The organism is Acidithiobacillus thiooxidans ATCC 19377 (genome assembly GCF_009662475.1).
GTDB classification, from domain to species: Bacteria; Pseudomonadota; Gammaproteobacteria; order Acidithiobacillales; family Acidithiobacillaceae; genus Acidithiobacillus; species Acidithiobacillus thiooxidans.
In genome coordinates this window covers 106,647-127,500 of the sequence record NZ_CP045571.1, presented here as the reverse complement: position 1 = coordinate 127,500, position 20,854 = coordinate 106,647, and the positions used below count along the sequence as shown (strand labels likewise).

Below are 20,854 nucleotides of genomic sequence, written 5' to 3'. Positions count from 1 at the left end.
AGCTTCTTTATTCAGAAACTCACTACTACGGACTCTTTAATTACCTTCCTACTCTCTACTTCCTGTTACCTGTTACCCGCTTCCTGCCGCCTACTTCTCCACCCCAGCGTCCGACCCGCTGCGCGCGGGCCTCTTCCCTTTGGTGGAGCTGACCGGGATCGAACCGGTGACCCCCTGCTTGCAAAGCAGGTGCTCTCCCAGCTGAGCTACAGCCCCATTTGGTGGGCCCAAGTGGACTCGAACCACTGACCTCACGATTATCAGTCGTGTGCTCTAGCCAGCTGAGCTATAGGCCCGATTCTTTACCGAGTGGCGTGTGTGGGGTCTAGGACCCATTTCTTTAAAGGAGGTGATCCAGCCGCAGGTTCCCCTACGGCTACCTTGTTACGACTTCACCCCAGTCATGAACCATACCGTGGTCATCGCCCTCCCGAAGGTTAGGCTAACGGCTTCTGGTACAATCCACTCCCATGGTGTGACGGGCGGTGTGTACAAGGCCCGGGAACGTATTCACCGCGGCATGCTGATCCGCGATTACTAGCGATTCCGACTTCATGCAGTCGAGTTGCAGACTGCAATCCGAACTACGACGCGCTTTCTGGGGTCTGCTCCACCTCGCGGCTTGGCTTCCCTCTGTACGCGCCATTGTAGCACGTGTGTAGCCCTGGACATAAAGGCCATGAGGACTTGACGTCATCCCCACCTTCCTCCGGTTTGTCACCGGCAGTCTCCCTAGAGTGCCCGGCCGAACCGCTGGCAACTAAGGACAAGGGTTGCGCTCGTTGCGGGACTTAACCCAACATCTCACGACACGAGCTGACGACAGCCATGCAGCACCTGTGTTCTGATTCCCCGAAGGGCACTCCCGCATCTCTGCAGGATTCCAGACATGTCAAGCCCAGGTAAGGTTCTTCGCGTTGCATCGAATTAAACCACATGCTCCACCGCTTGTGCGGGCCCCCGTCAATTCCTTTGAGTTTTAACCTTGCGGCCGTACTTCCCAGGCGGAATACTTATCGCGTTAGCTACGACACTCAGTACGCTTGGCACCAAACATCTAGTATTCATCGTTTAGGGCGTGGACTACCAGGGTATCTAATCCTGTTTGCTCCCCACGCTTTCGTGCCTCAGCGTCAGTATTGGGCCAGGTGGCCGCCTTCGCCACTGATGTTCCTCCAGATCTCTACGCATTTCACCGCTACACCTGGAATTCCACCACCCTCTCCCATACTCTAGTACACCGGTTTCCACCGCCATTCCCAGGTTGAGCCCGGGGATTTCACGACAGACCTAATGCACCGCCTACGCACCCTTTACGCCCAGTGATTCCGATTAACGCTTGCACCCCCCGTATTACCGCGGCTGCTGGCACGGAGTTAGCCGGTGCTTCTTCTTGGATTCACGTCAACAGCAGGCGTTATTAGCACCCACCTTTTCGTCCTCCACGAAAGAACTTTACAACCCGAAGGCCTTCTTCATTCACGCGGCATTGCTTCGTCAGGGTTGCCCCCATTGCGAAAAATTCCCCACTGCTGCCTCCCGTAGGAGTCTGGGCCGTGTCTCAGTCCCAGTGTGGCTGGTCGTCCTCTCAGACCAGCTACCGATCGTCGCCTTGGTAGGCCTTTACCCTACCAACTAGCTAATCAGACGTAGGCTCCTCTTCCAGCGCGAGGTCCGAAGATCCCCCGCTTTCCCCCTCAGGGCTTATGCGGTATTAGCCCAAGTTTCCCTGGGTTGTCCCCCACTCAAAGACAGATTCCTACGCATTACTCACCCGTCCGCCACTCGTCAGCATCCGAAGACCTGTTACCGTTCGACTTGCATGTGTTAGGCATGCCGCCAGCGTTCAATCTGAGCCAGGATCAAACTCTTAAGTTCAATCCAACAATTTGTTCAACTTCTACCATATTCAGTACGATAATTCGCATCCAAATACAGCCTGGGCCTAAACCCCACACATCTCCACTCGGCTTTTAAAGAACATCCGGACCGGAGTCCGGTGCGGCTCAACGCCGCGTCGTGAGGGCGCATTATACGCAGGGTTCGAGGGGTGTCAACACAATATTTTCGCATCTTTCCTGTATTCCTGGCTCGACCATCAGGAAGTCTTTATATTCTGTCAGTTAGCGTTTTTCTCCGCACAGAGCGTCACTCTGGCAAAGTGGCGTTTACCGAGTTGCAGTAAATACTCCTCCCCAATATTCAGCGTAATCGCCGGATCGTCTGCGCGCTCGCCGTTCACCCGCACAGCATTTTCGCGGATTTTGCGCATGGCTTCGCTGTTGCTGCTCGCCAAACCAGCCTGTACCAGCACCTGCGCCAGGCGTGGAGGGCTATCGAAGGCATAATTCTGCAAGGGTAGATCCTGCGGCGTTTCATGACGCTGAAAGCGGGCCAGAAAAGTCGTACGCGCCGCTTCTGCCTCTTCTTTGTTATGGAAACGGGTCACCAGTTCTTCGGCAAGATCCAGCTTTATATCGCGAGGATTCAGCAATCCTGCTTCTGCTCCTCGCCGTAATCGTTCCTGCTCCTGAACAGAGACCCGGGAGAGCAGTGTGTAATAGCGCCACATCAAAACATCTGAAATAGACATGATCTTGCCAAACATTTCTACAGCAGGATCTTCTACAGCAATAAAATTACCCAGGGATTTGGACATTTTCTGAACCCCATCGAGGCCCTCCAGAATCGGCATGGTCAGCACCATTTGCGCTTTTTGACTGTATTCTCGTTGGAGTTCCCGACCTACCAGCAGATTAAAACGCTGATCGGTCCCGCCCATTTCCAGGTCCGCCTTGATGGCCACCGAGTCATATCCTTGTAGCAGGGGATAGAGAAATTCGTGGATGGCAATGGGTTGATTCGCTGCATAGCGCTTGCTGAAATCATCGCGCTCCAGCATCCGGGCCACCGTATAACGTGCGGCAAGCTGGATCAGTGCTTCTGGAGCCAACGCGCCCAACCACTTGGAGTTAAAATGTATTTCAGTGTGCTCAGGATCAAGAATTTTGAAGACCTGGCGCTGGTAGGTTTCGGCATTGGCGGTCACCTCCTCTCGACTGAGCGGCTTGCGGGTGACATTTTTGCCCGTCGGGTCACCGATCATCGCTGTAAAATCACCTACGATGAATAATAATTTGTGCCCCATATCCTGAAACTGTCGTGCCTTATGGAGTAATACCGTATGGCCGAGGTGAAGATCCGGAGCGGTCGGATCCATACCGAGCTTGATTCGCAATGGTTCGGATTTTTCTGCCGCGAGCTCCAGACGTTTGGATATTTCTCCTTCCGGAAGAATATCCACTGTGCCTAGCGCAATTTGTGCTTCTGCCTGTTCTGTATTCATGGTCATAAATAATCCGCAATTGATCGAGTAGGCCGCATCTTAGCATTTACGCAAGCCGCGCTGAATGGAGGCGTAATCATTCATGTAACGTACCGGCCAATCTGACTATTGTTGGCCGCTAACTTACGGACATGTAATATTATTTATGCTGTATAACCTACCAAAGAAAAGGAACGAACGATGCTTAAAAAACTGTAATGTCATTGCTGTGCTTGTCTCTTGCTGTCCCGCCTTGACTTTTGCCGAAACGGCGACACATGCTGTCAAGCCCCTCACGCCCCACCAGGAACGCATGAAGACCTGTAATGCCGATGCCAAAGGTAAAAAAGGCGCAGAGCGTAAAGCTTTCATGAAATCCTGTCTCGGCAACAAGTAATTTCCAGCAAACCAGCAGCCATCTCCCGGTTTTGGGATGGCTGCAACCATTCCCCCATTACCCTGCAAGGGGTAAACTCAATAACCATTAAACTTGTCGGGAGATACTCTCAATATGCTTAGTCTCTGGGGAGAAATTGTGATTATGGTCGGAACCCCCCTGCTTCTGATCATTGTAGCGGTGGGCGTCAATCGCCTGGCCAAAAAGCACCAGCAGGATGAAGACCGCTCATGACTTTGCTCACCTTACTCAAGGGCAAGCTGCATCGGGTTCGGGTTACCGCCGTGGAACTGGAGTATGAAGGCTCCTGCGCCATTGATGCGCATCTGCTGAAAAGCGCGGGCATTTATTCTTACGAGCAGGTGCACATATATAACGTCAATAACGGCGACCGGTTCAGTACTTATGCCATTTCTGCAGCGCCCGGTTCGGGGATCATCTCTGTAAATGGTGCAGCCGCACGCCGCGTCGCCTTGGGCGACACTTTGATTATTGCCGCCTATGCGCAAATCGCTGAAGAAAAGGCTGCGGAATTTCAGCCTCGACTCGTGTATGTGGACTCGCACAATCAGATTACCCGTACCCATCATGAAATCCAATAAGCTGCTCCACTGAACCTGTCCTTCTCATTGCTTTCAGACATTCCTCGCAATGCCCGCCTGCTCATGGCTGCACGAGTCGCCCGGAGTGTCGGCCAGGGTGCACTGGTCGTAGATTTTGCCCTCTATCTCCATGCCTTGCATTGGTCAGCCATCCATATCGGCGGCTTATATTCGGTTAGTTTGCTGGTGGGCGCGCTGGCAACCCTGATTGTTGGGCCACTCAGCGATCGTTTTGGCGCCAAACGCTTTTTGTTGGGCTATGAGGGTATCCAGATTGGTGCCACAATCATCGCCTTGAGTACGGCCCAGCCAGTCTGGCTCAGCTTGGCGGCCATTCTCGGTGCCTTTGGAAGGGGCGCTAATGGTGGTGCCGGCCCCTTCGCCCCCGCCGAACAATCCTGGATGTCACGGAGCGTTTCTCATAAGCAATGGGGACAGATTTTCCACCTGAATACCAGTGCCGGACTGACAGGCATGGCCGTTGGCGCATTGCTGGCTACGCTGCCCGGACTACTGAATGGGGTGCTGCCAGGACCGGAAGCATATCGGTCTTTATTTATAATCGTGTTACTGGGTTCATTGTTTTGCCTGTTTTTTTTGCTCCGCGCTAGAGAGTCCTCCCTATCGGCTGAAGGTATTGATCAGGATACCGCTCCTGCCACAAAACTGGAAAGCCCTGAGATCATTGCGGACAAGCCTTCGTCTGTAGGACGAGTTCTGCTGAGATTTGGCGCCATCAATGCTTTGAACGGATTAGGGATTGGCATGGTCGGTCCACTGATGGCCTACTGGTTTCATCTACGCTTTGGCGTAGGTCCTGCCGCTATTGGTGCGGCCATGGCTTTGGCCTTTTTCAGTGCGGCGCTCATGTCGCTTCTGGGATTACGCCTGACCAGACGCTTTGGCATGGTTGGTACGGTGACCCGCATGCGCCTGCTCGGTTTGATTATGATGTTGGCTTTACCTTTTGCGCCAGTATTCTGGCTGGCCATGCTGCTCTACATTTTTCGTGCGGCATTGAACCAGGGCAGTATCGGATCACGGCAGGCATTGTTTCTGGGGTTGGTTGGAAAAGACAAACGCGGTCTGGCCGCCACCGTAAACAGTTTATCCCTGCAAGCACCCAGAGCCATCGGACCCAGCATTGCCGGACTTTTCTTTGAAGCCGAAATGCTGGTGACCCCATTTTTATTGGCCGTCGCCTTACAGGGAATGTATCTGATTCTGTTTCGTCAGTTTTTCAGCAAACAAAAACAATAAGCATCCGATCAGATCTCGCGCCCACCCTGTTGACTCTCACCGTAATTTACAGAAAAACCTTCGCAGCACGGGTCATCAGATAATTAACGAGTCTCAGAAAACCGGGTTCATCAGGAAATTTATAACTTCCCGTAAGAATGCAACCCCGAAAGAAACATATTGACGCCCAGAAAGCAGAAACTCACGACCCAAAGGCTCATGAATGACCACCAGGCCATGGCCGTACCACGCCACCCTTTAACGACGCGGGCATGTAAATAACCGGCGTAATTCAACCAGACAATCAGCGCCCAGGTTTCTTTGGGGTCCCAGGACCAGAAGCCGCCCCAGGCCTTGGCGGCCCATACCGCGCCCAAAATGGTTGCCACCGTAAAAAACAGAAAACCCAGGGCAATGGCCTTGTACATCACGTCGTCCATGACTTCACTACTGGGCATGACCCGAAGCAACATTCCCGAACCACGGCGGCGCGACCGCTCCGTCAACAAATAACCCACGCCAATGAGACTGGCGATGGTAAAATTGGCATAACCCACAAACATCATGGGAACGTGTAATTTCATCCAGAAACTTTGCAGGGCAGGGATGAGTGGCTCAATCTGGTCCATGTGCTGGGCAAATGTCAGCCAGAGCAGAAACCCCACTCCGGCGGCCACCAGAGGCATCACAAAGGCGCCCAGGGCACGTGCTTCGTTACGCTTTTCATAATACAGGTAAAACAATGGCGTAGAGGCACAAAAGAGGACCAGAACTTCCCAAAGGTTGCTTACCGGAATATGCCCCCAATCCGGATGGCCCAGATAGGTTTCCCGCCACCGTACCCCAAGACCAATGAATCCCATGATGACGCCAGCCCAGGTCAGGGCTGTGGCCCACTGACCCGCCCGTTCACGTCCGCTAAAAAGATAAAAAAGATAACAGGCGGTGGCGGCGAGCAGCAGCGCGGACATCCACATAACCGCCGCGTAGCCCTGTAACACATCGCGCAGGAGCATGTTATTTGCAGTGGTTTGGCCGATGCTATAAAGCCACACAGCCAACAGTGCGGGCAACACGATTCCGATGCTGGCCAACTGCACGGGACGCCAGGCCAGCCCCGCCACCAGCAGGGCGCTATACCAGGCAGCCAACACCACAAATTGCCAGTAACCAAAACTGCTACCGTACAGCCCTAAAATAATTCCGGCAGAAACGCTCAATCCGGCAAACCATGCCCAGTCTCTTAATTTCCACTGTGCCCACCAGCTTGGCTCCGGGCTTAATTCTGTCCAGCTTTCAACGCGTGTGTTGGCCATCTTTTTGCTCCTTGTATTCGGCGTGATCGACGCCCAGGGCCTGCTCCAAGGTCCCGGTCCATCGCTTAAACTCTTTGGTAAAATCCAGACGGTTGCGGTCTGCAGAAGCCCCCAATAACAACTCTACCCCCTCGGACTCCTGTCCCCGGGGACGAAGGCGGAGCCAGATACGCTTCTGGGGATTATAAAACAGGATGAAAATGCCCAGCACCAGGGCCACACATCCCCAATAAATCACAATGGTCCCCGGCCACTTGGTCACCTGCAAGCCGGCTGCCCAGCGATGATCAAAACTACTTAACGATAAAATGAAAGGCATGGGGTAATCGTGCAGTTGCACCAAGGTTTGCATACCCGCCTGCAAAAAACGGGATTGATCCGTCGTGCTCATTCCCGGAGCATGACGGGCAACAACCTGCTGGAAGGTCTCTGTGAAAATAGCCTGAGAAGCGTTGGCACCCGCACGGGCCGCAGACTGCAAGGCCGCCAGATAATCCATGAACAAACCAATGCTCCCGTTAGGCCCGGTAGGGATATATATGTATCGGTAGGCATCTCCCAATGCCTCGCGATATCCCTGAACAAAAAAACCTTGCCCACCCCGCCGCATGGGTGTCATGTAGGTCTTGAATTCGGCGGCCTGACCATTGGGATTGTGAATGATGTAGGTAAAACTGGGGCCCAGATTGAGGGTCGGATGATCCGGAGTGGCTTTTTCGCCCACCGCCGCCTTCGGCACGATGTTGTAAAGATTGAAATTTTTCAGATCGACAGCGTAGCCGGAATTCCCTGCATGAAGGGTTTGTCCCACCCGTCCGGAAAGTTCGCCGGGGGCGGCACCCGAGGCTCCAAGCAGATAGGTTTTCATATGCAGCAATGACCCCCCATCACTGAAGCTCGACTGATAAATATATACCCCGTCATAGGACATGGGGTGATTTACGCGGACATCACCCGTTTTGAGGACTTTCCCCTGCGGGCTGTAGAGCACGACCCGGGAAGTAAAATCCTTAGGCATTCCGGTGGAATAATAGGAAATATGAAACGATTGCAAATGAATCCGAAAAGGCAGGGGTTGCACCAGATAACCATTGCCGGCGAGTTCAAATACCGCATTGGCGGTCTGACCTTCGGGCAGCGTGATAATCCCCCGATAGGCCGGATTGTTTTGGGACATCCAGGCCGTCCGGGGGATTTTTGAAAGCGGAAGATCAAAATTCTGCTCTGGTTTGAGTGTTCCTTGCCATTCTGCCCATTTAACGGGCACGTCGGCGTTATATAGTGCCGCCGCACAAATGACGACAATGGCAATATGGGTGAGAAAGTAGCCTAGACGATGGTAGCGTCCCTTGCGGGCAGCAATGGCCATATCGCCATCTTTTTGTTCCACGCGGGGTTTATAACCAGCGGCTCGCAACACTTGCAGGATGCGCTCTTGTGCCTGATCCATCGGCAATGTCGTAGCCATACGCACCCAATGATCCTGACCCAAAATCACGGTATCGCGTTGACGGATTGGAAATTCGCGCATTTCGCGCAGCATCCGGGGACTGTTTCGAGTAACGCAGGTTGCCGTGGATAACACCAGAAAGGCCACAATCGCTGTATACCACAAAGTGCGGTACACATTGTACAAACCGAGTTCACGGTATACCGAAAACCAGAACGGCCCAAACTGCATGGCATAATTCTGGTAAGGCTGCTGTTGACTGAGAATAGTGCCGATCACTGAAGCAATGGCCAGTAATACCAGCAGACTGACCGCCAGTCGCATGGACCCCAAAAACTGTACCAGCAATCGCCAGCGCGGCTGCTGCCAGGCAAGGCCATCTACATGTGCTTGCAAACCTGTTCTCCCTATTTTTTTCAGTGAATTATTCCACTTGAATTGTTTTTTCGCAGTCTAGGTCCTGGGCCTGGTGGCAGCAAGCTTCCTGAGCATGACTTTCAGATTGCCAGAACCAACTGACGACGACTATGCTCTCAGCATGAACCATACCAACCCAACACCTTTCCGTTTCGCCCCGTTACGTCGGGCCAGCTTTCGCCTCAGCGTGACCCAGGCGGGACAACTCCCCCCGGATGATGGGGCCGAAGTGGCCATTGCCGGACGTTCCAACGTGGGCAAGTCCTCTACCCTCAACATGCTCACCGAACGCCGCGCGCTGGCACGCGTCAGTCGCACGCCCGGCCGTACTCAGGCCATCAACGTGTTTGATCTGGATCCTGGGCAACGCCTCATCGATCTACCCGGTTATGGGTATGCCAAAGTCCCTGAGGCCTTAAGGCGTTCCTGGGGTCCATTACTGGAACAATACCTGCGCCGACGCAGCAGTCTGCGCGCCCTGATTCTGGTCATGGACATTCGCCATCCCTATGGGCCGCATGATGCTGATCTGATTGGTTTTGCTGCGGGTTGTGGCCGCCCGGTCCACGTCCTTCTCAATAAGGCCGACAAACTCAGTCGCGGGGCGGCCTTGCAGGAAATGGCCCGATTGCGGCGGATGCCGGAATTACAGGGGGTTGCCATGCAACTGTTTTCGGCGCAAACCGGACAGGGTCTGGACGAATTGCATCAGTTGATTGCAGGCTGGCTGGCACCCGGCGAACAAAAAGAAACCCCGACTTCTGCCGGGGTTAATAACGAGCCCTCAAAGGGAGGGGAGGACTCATGATCCGGCCAGGGAGGGTAGACCGGATCCAGACAAGCAATTCGTTACTCATCGGGTTTGAGTGAAGCATGTCGGAAAAGTTCAGTCACACGCCTCATCCCTGGCATATTTTACGCCCGAGCTGGCGTAACCGCTGGCGAGGACGGGCTGAGCGCTGGGCAAGACGCCTGCAGCTTGACCGCTGGTATCCACATACACCCATTGCTGCAGCGGTAGGTTTTCTGGGGCTTTTCAACATTCTTCCGGCCATCGGACAATTGCTGGGACTGAGCTACGTCGGCAGCCTTGCCGACATGTCCAGCGGCTTTGTGCTGGATGCCTTTCGTGGCCTTCCGCAGGGTGCTGCAGGCATCATTCTGCTGATCATGTCGCTGGGTCTGTTATTTCGTTCGCGTTTCGCCTGGGCCATTGTTCTGACTATTGCATCAGCGGTTCTTGCCGTTGGTATTTACCGCCATCCCCAACATATTTCAGCATTGCTTTACTACAATGCGGTTCTGGTGTTTTTTTTATGGATTTTCCGGGGTCGTTTTAATCACAGCAGTCTCGCCACCGGCACCCTGTTTGCACTGGTAGGCGCCATTATGGTTATAGGTTATGGGGTGTTCGGTGCGTATATTCTGGGTGACGGCTTCAAACCGCATATTCATAGCCTGACGGGGGCACTTTATTTTTCCATAGTGACCATGTCTACCGTCGGTTATGGCGATGTTCTGCCCGTTTCCAACGAGGCCAGACTTTTTGTGGTATCTTTGATTGTGCTGGGAATCACCGTATTTGCCACTTCGTTATCGGCCATTATTGTTCCGGCAATCAATAACCGACTGCAATCGGCGCTACAAGGGGAAAAACGCCGCATGACTCTGAAAAATCATTACATCATCGCGGGAGATACGCCGCTGGCGCGCAATAGTTATCGCGAACTAAAAAGTCGCAATTTACCCGTTATCGTGATCATGGGACACCAACCCGATGACTCCATTTATCAGGCGGATGATTTGATTATCGGGGACTCCAGTGACACCGATATATTACGCAGTGCCGGTGCCGAGCAGGCTCTGGCGGTTCTCGCCCTGCGCGCAGATGATTCAGAAAACGCCTTCGTGGTGCTGGCGGTCAAAGAAATGGAAGGCTCTGCCAAAACCGTTGCCGCAGTCAACGACAGTAAAAATCTTGGCCGGGTGCGCAGGGTCCAGCCGGATATGATCATCGCTCCCCAGGTACTGGGTGGTGAGCTGCTTGCCATGGCACTCAATGGCGAGCAACTGGATAACAACGCCGTCATGAAAATGTTCCGTTTCAGTACTGGCGCCACGCCCAGCAAGGGTTAGCCGTGCGCAGCATCCCAATGCTTTCCCACCCCGAGACCCACCAGTAGGGGAACTGCCAGATCCGCCACGCCTTCCATAAGCTCCTTGAGGGCGGCACGGGCAGCTTCAAGACCACTCTCGGGCACCTCAAGTATCAACTCATCATGTACCTGCAAAATCATTCGACCCCGGGCCGGGGTTTCCTGCAACCAGGCATCTACAGCAATCATGGCTTTTTTGATCAGATCAGCCGCCGTACCCTGCATGGGCGCGTTGATGGCAGCCCGCTCGGCGTAATTGCGCCGCGCCGCATTACTGGAGCGAATTTCAGGCACATACAGACGGCGTCCGAACAGGGTTTCCACATAGCCCTGCTGGCGCGCCAGAACACGGGTTTGCTCCATGTAAGTGAGCACCCCTGGATACCGTTCGAAGTACCGATCCATGTAAGCCCGGGCAGCGCTCTGCTCAATACCTAACTGCTGGGCGAGGCCATAGGGGGTCTGGCCATATATCAAGCCGAAATTGATGGCTTTGGCTGCACGCCGGGCATCACTATCTACCGCCTCCGGAGCCAAATTGAACACTTCGGCCGCCGTCGCGGCATGAATATCCTGGCCCTCGGCAAAAGCCTGCAAAAGACGGGCGTCCCGGGAAAGGTGGGCCATGATGCGCAATTCAATTTGTGAGTAATCGGCACTCAGCAGATAAAATCCGTCTTCGGCAACAAATGCCTGCCGGATACGCCGACCCTGCTCGGTACGCACCGGGATATTCTGCAAATTCGGCGCACTGGAAGACAAGCGTCCGGTGGCCGCCACGGCCTGCTGAAAATGGGTATGCACCCGACCTGTCCGGGGGTTGATCATTTCCGGCAGGGCATCTGCGTAAGTGTTTTTCAGCTTGGCCATTCCCCGATATTCCAGAATCAGTCGGGGGAGATCCGCCTGAACCGCCAGCTGGGCCAACACATCCTCACTGGTAGAGGGCTGGCCACCAGGCGTTTTTTTCAGGACCGGCAACTGCATTTTATCAAACAGAATTTCCTGGATTTGTTTCGGTGAGCCGAGATTAAACGATTGTCCGGCTGACTTGAAAGCTTGGGCTTCACAAGCGGCCATATCCCTGCCCAATTCCATGCTGAGGGTCTTCAACTGCTCCTTATCTACCCGAACACCGGCCTGTTCCATACGCGCCAGCACCAGCACCAGCGGCATTTCAATGTCCATCAGGACGCGCTGCAGGCCCGCCTCATTGGCAAAACGTGGCCACAGTTGGGCATCAATCCGCCAACAAACGTCCGCATCTTCAGCCGCATAGGGTAAGGCCTCAGATACGGGCACGTCGGCAAAATTGCGTGCCGCTTTGCCTTTGCCCGCGACTTCTTCGTAGGTAATGTTCTGGTGCTGCAGATGGCGCTGCGCCAGAGTATCCAGATCGTGGTTATTCTGGCTGCTGTCCAGGATGTAACTTTCCAGCAGGGTATCCCGGCACAAGCCTGCCGGATGAATGTCGTAACGCCAGAACACCCGCCAGTCATACTTGGCATTTTGCGCCAGCTTGGCGGCCTGCGGATTTTCCAGCCAGGGGCGCAACGTGGCTAAAACATGATCCAGCACCAACTGTGTACTGTCATCCCGATGTCCTACCGGAATATACACTGCTTCAATCTGATCGCCTTCCTGCCAGGCACAGGAAATACCCACCAAATCAGCATTCAGTGGGTCCAATGCCGTCGTTTCCGTGTCCAGTGCCACCAAGTCCGCCTGCTGCAGCTTTTGCAGCAGGTTTTCCAGTGCTGCGGGGGTCGTAATCGCCCGATAACGGCTGCGATCAATGGGCATCAATCCCCCCGCAGCGCTTTCATTTACCGAAACCTCGGTATTATTCTCGGTACCCGGTTCGGCTGGATATTCCTTGAGCCAGGCATGAAAGCCCAGGCGTAGGGCGAGGCTGCGCAATTTTTGGGTGTTTTCGGGAACACGTTGATAAGATTGCTCCGGCAAATGGAGATTGCGGCGAATCGTGGTCAGATCCAGGCTGAGGGGCAGATAATCCAGAGAGGCCCGCAGTGCCTCGCCTATTTTGCCACCGATTTCATCGGCGTGGGCCAGAACGCCATCCAGACTGCCATATTGCTGAATCCATTTGGCCGCTGTTTTCGGCCCCGCTCCGGGCACCCCTGGAATGTTATCGACCTTGTCACCCGTAAGCGCCAGTAAATCGGCGATACGTTCCGGGGCCACGCCATAACGTTCCCATACCCCGGCCACGTCGGTTTTGACGCCCTTCATGGTATCCAGCAGGGTGACCTGATCATTGACCAACTGGGCCATATCCTTGTCACCCGTCACGATAATCACCTGCTGGCCCGCCTGCGCCGAGCCCGCGAGCGTCCCGATGACATCATCGGCTTCCACATCCGGTACCAGCACCAGCGGCAGACCGGTTGCCTGAATCCATTCATGCAGGAGCGGAATCTGGGCGCGCAAATCCTCCGGCATAGCTGGACGCTGGGCTTTGTATTCCGGATAAAGCCGGTCACGAAAAGTCCCTCCGGGAGCATCAAAAACCACAATGATTTCATCACTGGGATATTCTTTCGCCAGGCGCCGCAGCATGTTGGCCACCCCGAATATCGCCCCGGTAGGCAGATTATCCGGCGCGCGCAAGTCCGGCAGGGCATGAAATGCCCGGTACAGGAAACTGGAGGCGTCAACGAGAATACGAGGGTCTTGGGGCATGATCTGGGACTTGTTAGCGAATTTCCGTCATAATACGGAAAATCTCCATCATTGACACGGGAATGAGACATGCGGGCGCATCTTGAGGAAGAAAAACTACGGGACGGGGGAGAAGGACGACTCACCCGCGAGGCCTGGAAAATCTTCCAGATCATGGCGGAATTTGTGCGCGGCTATGAAAAACTGGTGGACGTGGATCCCTGCGTCAGCATTTTCGGTTCCGCCCGCCTGGGTCCCGACAATCCCTGGTATCTGAAAACCGAGGAAATTGCTGAAAAACTCTCCAATGCGGGCTTTTCGGTTTTGAGTGGCGGCGGCCCCGGCATCATGGAAGCGGCCAACAAGGGGGCTTTCCACGGCACCGGCTACAGCATCGGGCTGAATATTGAGCTTCCCCATGAGCAGCACAGCAATCCTTATCAGGACATTGCCATTTCCTTTGAGCATTTTTATTCCCGCAAGGTCATGTTCATGAAATATGCGGTCGCCTATGTCGTCATGCCCGGCGGCTTCGGGACATTGGACGAGCTGGCAGAGTGTCTGACCCTGGTGCAAACCGGCAAAACCCGGCGCATGCCCATTATTCTGGTAGGCTCGGATTTCTGGAACGGGCTGATTGTCTGGTGGCAGGAGGCCATGCTCGGCCTTGGCACTATCAACCCTGAAGATCTGCATCTGATTACCGTCATTGATGATCCTGACGAAGTCGTATCGGCTATATTTAATCATTATGAAAAGCGCGGTTTTGCCCCATCGGCCGCCGAAACAGAAGCCCTTCTCAACCTTTAGATATTCAGGGAGTTCCCATGTCTACTCGTATCATGATTACCACCATGGTTGCCGCCCTTGCGCTGGGTGTCGCCGCCACTGCCCTGGCAGATACGGATGCTGCACTACCCAATTCGGCACAACAAAACATCCAAAAACTGCATCTGCCCAAACTTGCCCCGCAAAAAATCGGTCCCAATGCCGAGATCAAGGCACCGACCGGATCCAAAATCGAGGAATACAAGGTCAACGGCAAGGTTTACATGGTCAAGGTCATTCCACCCAAACCCTTCCCGCCCTACTATCTGGAAGACAAGGGCGGCACCGGGCGTTTCACGGAAGTTCCGCAAACCGCTGCGGAGCACCTGAGTGTTCCGCAGTGGATTATATTTCGCTGGTGAAGCGCCTGTTAGAGTAAAACTGCATCTATGTCTGTTTACACCAATGTCTCCGATCAGGAGCTCGCGCAATTTCTGGAAGACTATGATCTGGGAAAAGCGATCTCCCTGACCGGCATTTCTGCGGGCGTCGAAAATAGTAATTATTTTCTGGATACGGACCAGGGCCGTTTTGTGCTGACCCTGTTTGAGCGCCTTTCCGCCGCCAAAATTCCCTATTTTCTGGATCTTACCGACTGGTTGAGCACCCATGGCATTCCCTGTCCGCGCCCTATGCACGCCCGTAGCGGGAAAAGCCTGAATAGCTTATGTGGCAAACCTGCCGCCATTGTGCAGTGCCTTCAGGGCCGGTCCATTGAAGGGCGAGCCCCCACGCTAACGGAAATTCGTGCTTTGGGGCAATTACTGGGGCAAATGCATCTGGCAGGCGAAGACTTTCCCCAGCGTCAACCCAACCCTGCGGGACTGGCCTGGATGCAGGAGACCGCCCGTCATCTGGTGCCGCATCTGGATCCTGCCGACAACCAGATAATTGCCGATGAACTGGCATATCAAAGTCACATTCAGCGGGAAAAACTACCGGGAGGAGTCATTCATGCAGATCTTTTCCCCGACAACGTGCTCTTCGCAGAACAACAGATTTCCGGCACCATCGACTTCTATTACGCAGGCGATGATGCCTGGCTTTATGATCTGGCGGTCGTCGCAAACAGCTGGTGCGCACGCCCTGACGGCCAGCTGGATCCTTCTCTCAGTGTGGCACTGTGGGAGGCTTATGTGGCGACCCGTCCGCTGCGGGATGACGAAGCCCCCCTGTGGTTTGCCATGCTCCGGATAGCCGCCTTGCGTTTCTGGCTGCTCCGGCTGGATGCGGTGCACTTCCGCCGCCCCGGCGCCATCACTTTCTGCAAGGATCCTGAAGAATATCACCGGATTTTGTTACAACGCCGTCAAGGGCTATAGCCACTCGTTTGCGGGTTCAGGACGATTCCTGCAGGGAAAAATGCCGGTAATGAAAGGCATTACTGTCGGGGCCACCATCGAGAATATACCCGTGACTGCCTTGTCGTATGGCCCGTTCTTCTCCTGCTGGTATCGGTTTTTTTCGCGAAGCCGCTTTCCCGGACGAACAACCCGCAACGGACGATAGAGCCGTCGTTTGACCATCCAGTGCCAGAGAGGGGCGCAATCTTTCCAGCAGCTTGCTGCCAATGCCATGCACCCGGGCAAGATCATCGAGAGTTTTGAAAGATCCGTGCGCCTTGCGATATTCCACAATAGCCTGTGCCTTGGCGGGACCAATACCCGGCAAACTATCCAGTGCAGCAACATCTGCGGTATTGATGTTGACAGATGCCCACAATGGCAGGGCAAACAAGGACAAAATCACACCCAGCAGCATACCCATCCATATTTTCATCACGCTCCTCCCATTCTCCTAAAAACGACTGTTGCTTTGACGGCTTTGCAGTGACTTTGGCAGTTTTTGCTTTTGAATGTCAGGGTAACTGCTGTAATTGCACAACACCCAAAGCCAGCCACTTGGCCCCCGAACTGAACTGCACCTGGATTCGACCCTGACGACCGCCTGCCTCGTAATCCAGCACCGTCCCCTCGCCAAATACCGGGTGCTGTAAACGGGAGCCCAGCGGATACGGCATTTCCGGGGCTGCAGGTCGTAGCGCCATGGCGGGACGACTGATGCGCGCGCGCGGACGCAAATCCTGCAAAAGCTCCTGGGGGATTTCCCGCAGAAAACGGGAGGGCATGCTCATTCTTTCACTGCCGTGCAAACGCCGGCTTTCAGCATGACTGAGCACCAGCAGGCGCATGGCCCGGGTCATGCCCACGTAACAAAGGCGGCGTTCTTCCGCGAGACCCTGACCATCTTCCAAAGAACGTTGGTGGGGAAACAGACCCTCTTCCAACCCCACCAGAAAAACCAGAGGAAACTCCAGGCCTTTGGCGCTGTGCAAACTCATCAGCTGGACGCAGTCTTCCCAGGCATCTCCGGCCCCATCGCCCGCTTCCAGCGCGGCATGGGTGAGAAACTCGGAGAGCATGTTGCCGGGTTGCGGTGCCAGCTCACCCAGTTGCGGATCAGCATGCCAATCCTGGCCGTACGCACGCGCGGCATTGATGAGTTCATCGAGGTTTTCGAGGCGGCCTTCAGCCCGGTCGCCCTCACGACTGTGCCATTCGCGCAGGGCGGTATGCTGCAAAATAATTTCCACGCGCTTGTCGAGGTCCTGCTCTTGGGTCTGCTCGGCAAGCGTATCGACCAGATTCAAAAATCCATTGATTTTTGCCTGATTCAGCGCTCCGGCCGCCTGCCAGAGCGATAGACCCTTTTCGCGGGCAAGATTGCGCAGCCGTTCGACACTGACCGCCCCGATGCCACGCGAAGGGACATTCACAACCCGTTCGAAGGAAGCATCATCATGACGATTGGCAGTCAGACGCAAATAGGCGAGGGTATCCTTGATTTCCGCCCGCTCAAAAAAGCGCAGGCCACCATAAACCCGATAAGGCAAACCTTCACGCACCAGAACTTCTTCAAAAGCGCGGGACTGGGCATTGGAACGATAAAGAATGGCGCAATCAGAGCGACGCCCGCCCTGATCCTGCCACTGCTGAATCCGCCCAATCACATAACGGGCCTCATCAAATTCATTGTACGCCGTGTACAGGTGCACCGCTTCGCCACCGGACTCGGCGGTCCATAGGGTTTTACCCATGCGCTCGGGATTGTTGGCAATTACGGCATTGGCTGCCTGGAGAATGGCAGCGGTAGATCGATAATTCTGCTCCAGACGCACCACCCGGGCACCCGCAAAGTCTTCCCCGAAACGCAACAGGTTCTCGACCCGCGCACCGCGCCAGGCATAAATGGACTGGTCATCATCCCCAACCACAAAAATCTGGCCATGCCGCGCCAGCCCTTTCAGCCAGGCATATTGCACCGCATTGGTATCCTGAAACTCGTCCACCAGAATATGTTGAAAACGCCGCTGATAATGATCCAGAATCTCGGGAGACGCCCAAAGCTTCAGGGCATACAGAAGTAAATCACCAAAATCGAGTAGCCCGGAGCGTTGCTTGGCGACTTCATAGGCCTGATAAATCGGCACAAAAGCCGCAGCCGCCGGTCCTTCGTAGCGCAACACCTGCTCCGGTCCCCAGCCTTCGTCCTTCCAGCGGCCAATGCGCCCCGCCATCGCCCGGGGTGGCCACTGCTTTTCGTCCATCTGCGCCTCGCGCATGAGGCGGCGCAACAAACGCTGACTGTCTTCGGAATCCAGCACCTGAAAATCAGCGGGCAACTTCAGTGCTTCATGATGCAGGCGAATCAGGCGATGTGCGAGGCCGTGAAATGTCCCCATCCACAGGCCGCGCAGTTCCATGGCGACCATTTTATCAAGGCGTTCGCGCATGGATCGTGCCGCCTTGTTGGTGAAGGTGACGGCCAGAATTTCTCCGGGATGCACCCCCTCTTCGAGCAGATGCGCGATGCGGCTGGTAAGCACCCGGGTTTTACCGGAACCGGCACCAGCCAGCACCAGTGCCGGACCAGGGGGAAGCGTCACCGCCTCCAGCTGGCGAGGATTCAGGGTTGACCAATCAGACAAAAAACATTCCTCCCACCCGACCTGGCGGGCTTGAAAACACGGTATAATGGCCGCATTGTGAGAGCAGACTTACAGGCTTGGCCCTGTCTGCTATAACCCATGATAAGGGGGAACCATTGGAATACAAAGACTACTACAAAATTCTCGGGGTGGAACGCGGGGCCGATGCCGATGCCATCAAGGCCGCGTATCGCAAAATGGCCCGGAAATATCACCCTGACGTCAGCAAGGAAGCCAACGCTGAAGACCGCTTCAAGGATTTGCAGGAAGCCTATGAGGTTTTGAAAGATCCGGAAAAACGGACGGCCTACGACCAGCTGGGCAGCAACTGGCGCGCCGGGCAGGATTTCCGTCCACCGCCCGGCTGGGGTGGGCAGCCTGGCGGTTTTGGAGGTGGTGGATTTGGCGGCGCAGATTTTGGGGGCAATGGCGGCTTCAGCGACTTTTTTGAATCCCTGTTTCGCCAGCAACATGGCGGCGCTGGTGGTTTTCATGGCGGCGGCGGAGGATTTCGCAGCCAGGGCGAAGACAGTGAAGCCAGCATCCAGATCAGTCTGGAGGATGCCGCTCAAGGAGCGCAACGCGACATCAACCTGGAAATGCCCACGCTTGGACCCGATGGCCGGATGCGCCGGGAAGCGCGGCGCCTTACCGTCAAAATCCCCAAGGGCATTCGCGAAGGCCAGCGATTGCGCATGGCAGGACAAGGCTCACCGGGCATGGGCGGCGGACCCAATGGCGATCTTTATCTGCAGGTCCATTTTCAACCCCATTCCAAATTCCGGGTAGAGGGGGCCGACCTGTATCACGACCTGCACATCACCCCCTGGGAAGCAGTGCTGGGTGCCAGCGTTGAGGTTCCCACTCTGGAAGGCAGTGTCCGGATGAAAATCCCGGCGGGCAGCAGCAGCGGCCAAAAACTGCGTCTCTCCCAAAAAGGACTGCCAGGAACCAGCAGCAAACCAGCGGGTGATCTTTACGCTATTATTCAAATAGTCGTCCCCAAAAATATCAGCGATGATGAAAAGGCTTTGTGGACCCAGTTAGGAGAAATATCCAGCTATCATCCCCGCCGTTAGAGAGGAGAGTGCACGATGGTCTCAACACCCATTCAGGTTATTGAAGCGGAACTGCTGGAGGAGGGGGCTTTCTGCTTTGATTTGTCGCGCTTCTGCACCTTGCTGCATTGTGCCGAAGGCGAAGCCGTGCAACTGGTCCACTATGGCGTCATTCATCCCGAAGGCAGCGGTCCCCAGCACTGGCGCTTCCGCAGCCTGGATCTTTATCGGGCCAGGCTGAGCCGCCGTCTCGCCCGTGATCTGGAAATTGATCTGGCCGGAGCCGCCCTGGCGGTGGATTTACTGGAACGCTTGCGGCATTAGTGGCTCTTGCAGGGCTGAAAGCATGTCTCTCAACGAATCCTTGGACTGGCATATTCATAGGTGCAATACCCCTTTGGGGGAAATGCTCCTGGTAACTGATCCGCAAGGCACTTTGCGGGCGTTGGATTACTGGGAAGACAGCCAGCACAGTATCCTTGCAGATCTCGGTCGATTGTACGGCACGGACCGGATCACGCTGACCAGCGGACCCCTGCCCACGTTGATACGTCATAGTCTGGAGGCTTACTGGGCGGGAGATTTGCAGGCACTGACGGTCATTCCTACAAAATCTGCCGGAACGCCCTTTCAACAGGCAGCCTGGGCATGGTTACGCACCATTCCCGCCGGAGAAACCCGCAGCTACAAGGAACAGGCTCAGGGCATGAACCTTCCTGCGGCTGTTCGCGCGGTAGGACACGCCAACAGCAAGAATCCCATTGGTATTGTCGTACCCTGCCACCGGGTCATTGGCAGCAATGGCACCCTGACTGGCTATGCGGGCGGCATAGATCGCAAACGCTGGTTATTGCAACATGAAGGCGCCCTATCCTGATTCGCACCATTCATTTGGAGATTGAATATGAACGACACACTCAACGTGTTAAAGCAACATCGATCCATACGGCGCTTTAGCGGGCAACCCGTTGAACAAACCCTGGTTCAGGATATCGTACGCTGTGGTCAACATGCTGCAAGTTCCAGTCATATCCAGGCCTGTTGTAGCATACAAATAAAGTTGGTAACTTTTTCAAGTCCTGGGCCCCTAAAATTGGCGCATCGAGATTTTCAAAAATAAATAAAGTTGGTAACTTTTCATCCGCTCAAGATCAAAGCCCCTAAATTTTGTGCAAATAAAGTTGGTAACAATCGTCATGACTATCCTCCACGAATAAAAGGTCGTTGTGAAACAACTATGACCTATAGTTGATTATTTCAATAGGGTATTCCTTGAGCTCGATCAAGAAACAATGAATTTTTCCATTAGACATCATCCGGTTTGGAGGGTATTCGCTTTGGTATTTGCTGAAAGCTGAACGATCTCAAGCTCTGACAATGCACCGACCCGGTGTCA

General features: G+C 54.7%; 18 protein-coding genes, 2 tRNA genes and 1 rRNA gene. 12 read left to right on the top strand and 9 right to left on the bottom strand.

Features of this window, described 5'->3' with window-relative positions:
* Window positions 1-140: 140 nt before the first annotated feature.
* The 4 genes from GCD22_RS00625 to tyrS all read right to left on the bottom strand — a co-directional run bounded on the left by GCD22_RS00625 (window position 141) and on the right by tyrS (window position 3,352).
* Window positions 141-216: transfer RNA gene (locus GCD22_RS00625), tRNA-Ala, on the bottom strand.
* 3 nt (window positions 217-219) lie between these two features.
* Window positions 220-296: transfer RNA gene (locus GCD22_RS00620), tRNA-Ile, on the bottom strand.
* Window positions 297-342: 46 nt separating this feature from the next.
* Window positions 343-1,878 (bottom strand): 16S ribosomal RNA (locus tag GCD22_RS00615).
* Between the two features lie 241 nt (window positions 1,879-2,119).
* Window positions 2,120-3,352: a tyrosine--tRNA ligase gene (gene tyrS / locus GCD22_RS00610; RefSeq protein ID WP_139110693.1), complete on the bottom strand. Its 1,233-nt coding sequence runs from the start codon at window positions 3,350-3,352 to the stop codon at window positions 2,120-2,122.
* Between the two features lie 139 nt (window positions 3,353-3,491).
* On the opposite strand from tyrS, the gene GCD22_RS18870 reads away from it, so the two are divergent.
* The 3 genes from GCD22_RS18870 (at window position 3,492) to GCD22_RS00595 (ending at window position 5,584) form a co-directional block, all read left to right on the top strand.
* The gene (locus GCD22_RS18870) at window positions 3,492-3,722 is read left to right on the top strand and encodes a PsiF family protein (RefSeq protein ID WP_077273008.1); all 231 of its coding nucleotides are present in this window, start codon (window positions 3,492-3,494) and stop codon (window positions 3,720-3,722) included.
* A gap of 230 nt (window positions 3,723-3,952) precedes the next feature.
* Window positions 3,953-4,324 carry an aspartate 1-decarboxylase gene (gene panD, locus GCD22_RS00600; RefSeq protein ID WP_010640762.1) on the top strand — a complete coding sequence of 124 codons (372 nt, stop codon included), beginning with the start codon at window positions 3,953-3,955 and terminating at the stop codon, window positions 4,322-4,324.
* Window positions 4,325-4,387: 63 nt separating this feature from the next.
* On the top strand, window positions 4,388-5,584 hold the full coding sequence (locus tag GCD22_RS00595) for an MFS transporter (RefSeq protein ID WP_035211598.1): 1,197 nt from the start codon (window positions 4,388-4,390) through the stop codon (window positions 5,582-5,584).
* 119 nt (window positions 5,585-5,703) lie between these two features.
* Here the strand turns inward: GCD22_RS00595 and ccsB are convergent, their stop codons facing one another.
* Window positions 5,704-6,879 carry a c-type cytochrome biogenesis protein CcsB gene (gene ccsB, locus GCD22_RS00590; RefSeq protein ID WP_024894524.1) on the bottom strand — a complete coding sequence of 392 codons (1,176 nt, stop codon included), beginning with the start codon at window positions 6,877-6,879 and terminating at the stop codon, window positions 5,704-5,706.
* On the bottom strand, window positions 6,860-8,725 hold the full coding sequence (locus GCD22_RS00585) for a cytochrome c biogenesis protein ResB (protein WP_024894523.1): 1,866 nt from the start codon (window positions 8,723-8,725) through the stop codon (window positions 6,860-6,862). The genes ccsB and GCD22_RS00585 overlap by 20 nt, the downstream gene beginning before the upstream one ends.
* Window positions 8,726-8,819: 94 nt before the next feature.
* Here GCD22_RS00585 and yihA point away from each other — a divergent pair, with 94 nt between their 5' ends.
* Together yihA and kch are read left to right on the top strand one after the other, a co-directional pair.
* The gene (gene yihA, locus GCD22_RS00580; RefSeq protein WP_342353865.1) at window positions 8,820-9,554 is read left to right on the top strand and encodes a ribosome biogenesis GTP-binding protein YihA/YsxC; all 735 of its coding nucleotides are present in this window, start codon (window positions 8,820-8,822) and stop codon (window positions 9,552-9,554) included.
* Window positions 9,555-9,619: 65 nt separating this feature from the next.
* Window positions 9,620-10,882, top strand: coding sequence for a voltage-gated potassium channel protein (gene kch, locus GCD22_RS00575; protein ID WP_010640780.1), 1,263 nt, complete (start codon window positions 9,620-9,622; stop codon window positions 10,880-10,882).
* Here kch and polA read toward each other — a convergent pair.
* Window positions 10,879-13,605 carry a DNA polymerase I gene (gene polA / locus GCD22_RS00570; protein ID WP_024894521.1) on the bottom strand — a complete coding sequence of 909 codons (2,727 nt, stop codon included), beginning with the start codon at window positions 13,603-13,605 and terminating at the stop codon, window positions 10,879-10,881. The genes kch and polA overlap by 4 nt on opposite strands.
* A 69-nt stretch (window positions 13,606-13,674) precedes the next feature.
* On the opposite strand from polA, the gene GCD22_RS00565 reads away from it, so the two are divergent.
* From GCD22_RS00565 to GCD22_RS00555, 3 genes are read left to right on the top strand one after another with little or no spacing between them, the layout of a single operon-like run.
* Window positions 13,675-14,394 (top strand): LOG family protein, encoded by a 720-nt coding sequence (locus tag GCD22_RS00565; RefSeq protein ID WP_024894520.1) that lies wholly within the window; start codon window positions 13,675-13,677, stop codon window positions 14,392-14,394.
* Between the two features lie 17 nt (window positions 14,395-14,411).
* Complete coding sequence (locus tag GCD22_RS00560; RefSeq protein WP_024894519.1) at window positions 14,412-14,774, top strand: DUF2782 domain-containing protein; 363 nt, start codon at window positions 14,412-14,414, stop codon at window positions 14,772-14,774.
* A 27-nt stretch (window positions 14,775-14,801) separates the two neighbouring features.
* The gene (locus GCD22_RS00555; RefSeq protein WP_024894518.1) at window positions 14,802-15,734 is read left to right on the top strand and encodes a homoserine kinase; all 933 of its coding nucleotides are present in this window, start codon (window positions 14,802-14,804) and stop codon (window positions 15,732-15,734) included.
* 16 nt (window positions 15,735-15,750) lie between these two features.
* Here GCD22_RS00555 and GCD22_RS00550 read toward each other — a convergent pair whose 3' ends face one another.
* Both GCD22_RS00550 and GCD22_RS00545 read right to left on the bottom strand, forming a co-directional pair.
* On the bottom strand, window positions 15,751-16,191 hold the full coding sequence (locus GCD22_RS00550) for a ComEA family DNA-binding protein (RefSeq protein ID WP_024894517.1): 441 nt from the start codon (window positions 16,189-16,191) through the stop codon (window positions 15,751-15,753).
* 79 nt (window positions 16,192-16,270) lie between these two features.
* Window positions 16,271-18,400 carry a UvrD-helicase domain-containing protein gene (locus tag GCD22_RS00545; RefSeq protein ID WP_031575890.1) on the bottom strand — a complete coding sequence of 710 codons (2,130 nt, stop codon included), beginning with the start codon at window positions 18,398-18,400 and terminating at the stop codon, window positions 16,271-16,273.
* Between the two features lie 116 nt (window positions 18,401-18,516).
* Between GCD22_RS00545 and GCD22_RS00540 the strand changes: the two genes are divergently transcribed.
* From GCD22_RS00540 to GCD22_RS18680, 4 genes are read left to right on the top strand one after another with little or no spacing between them, the layout of a single operon-like run.
* Window positions 18,517-19,479 (top strand): DnaJ C-terminal domain-containing protein, encoded by a 963-nt coding sequence (locus tag GCD22_RS00540; protein ID WP_024894515.1) that lies wholly within the window; start codon window positions 18,517-18,519, stop codon window positions 19,477-19,479.
* Between the two features lie 15 nt (window positions 19,480-19,494).
* Window positions 19,495-19,782: a chaperone modulator CbpM gene (locus GCD22_RS00535; RefSeq protein ID WP_010640796.1), complete on the top strand. Its 288-nt coding sequence runs from the start codon at window positions 19,495-19,497 to the stop codon at window positions 19,780-19,782.
* A gap of 22 nt (window positions 19,783-19,804) precedes the next feature.
* On the top strand, window positions 19,805-20,335 hold the full coding sequence (locus GCD22_RS00530) for a methylated-DNA--[protein]-cysteine S-methyltransferase (protein ID WP_024894514.1): 531 nt from the start codon (window positions 19,805-19,807) through the stop codon (window positions 20,333-20,335).
* A gap of 27 nt (window positions 20,336-20,362) precedes the next feature.
* A complete protein-coding gene (locus tag GCD22_RS18680) occupies window positions 20,363-20,578 on the top strand; it encodes a nitroreductase family protein (protein WP_280527711.1) in 216 nt (71 codons plus the stop codon).
* The last annotated feature ends 276 nt before the right edge of the window (window positions 20,579-20,854 follow it).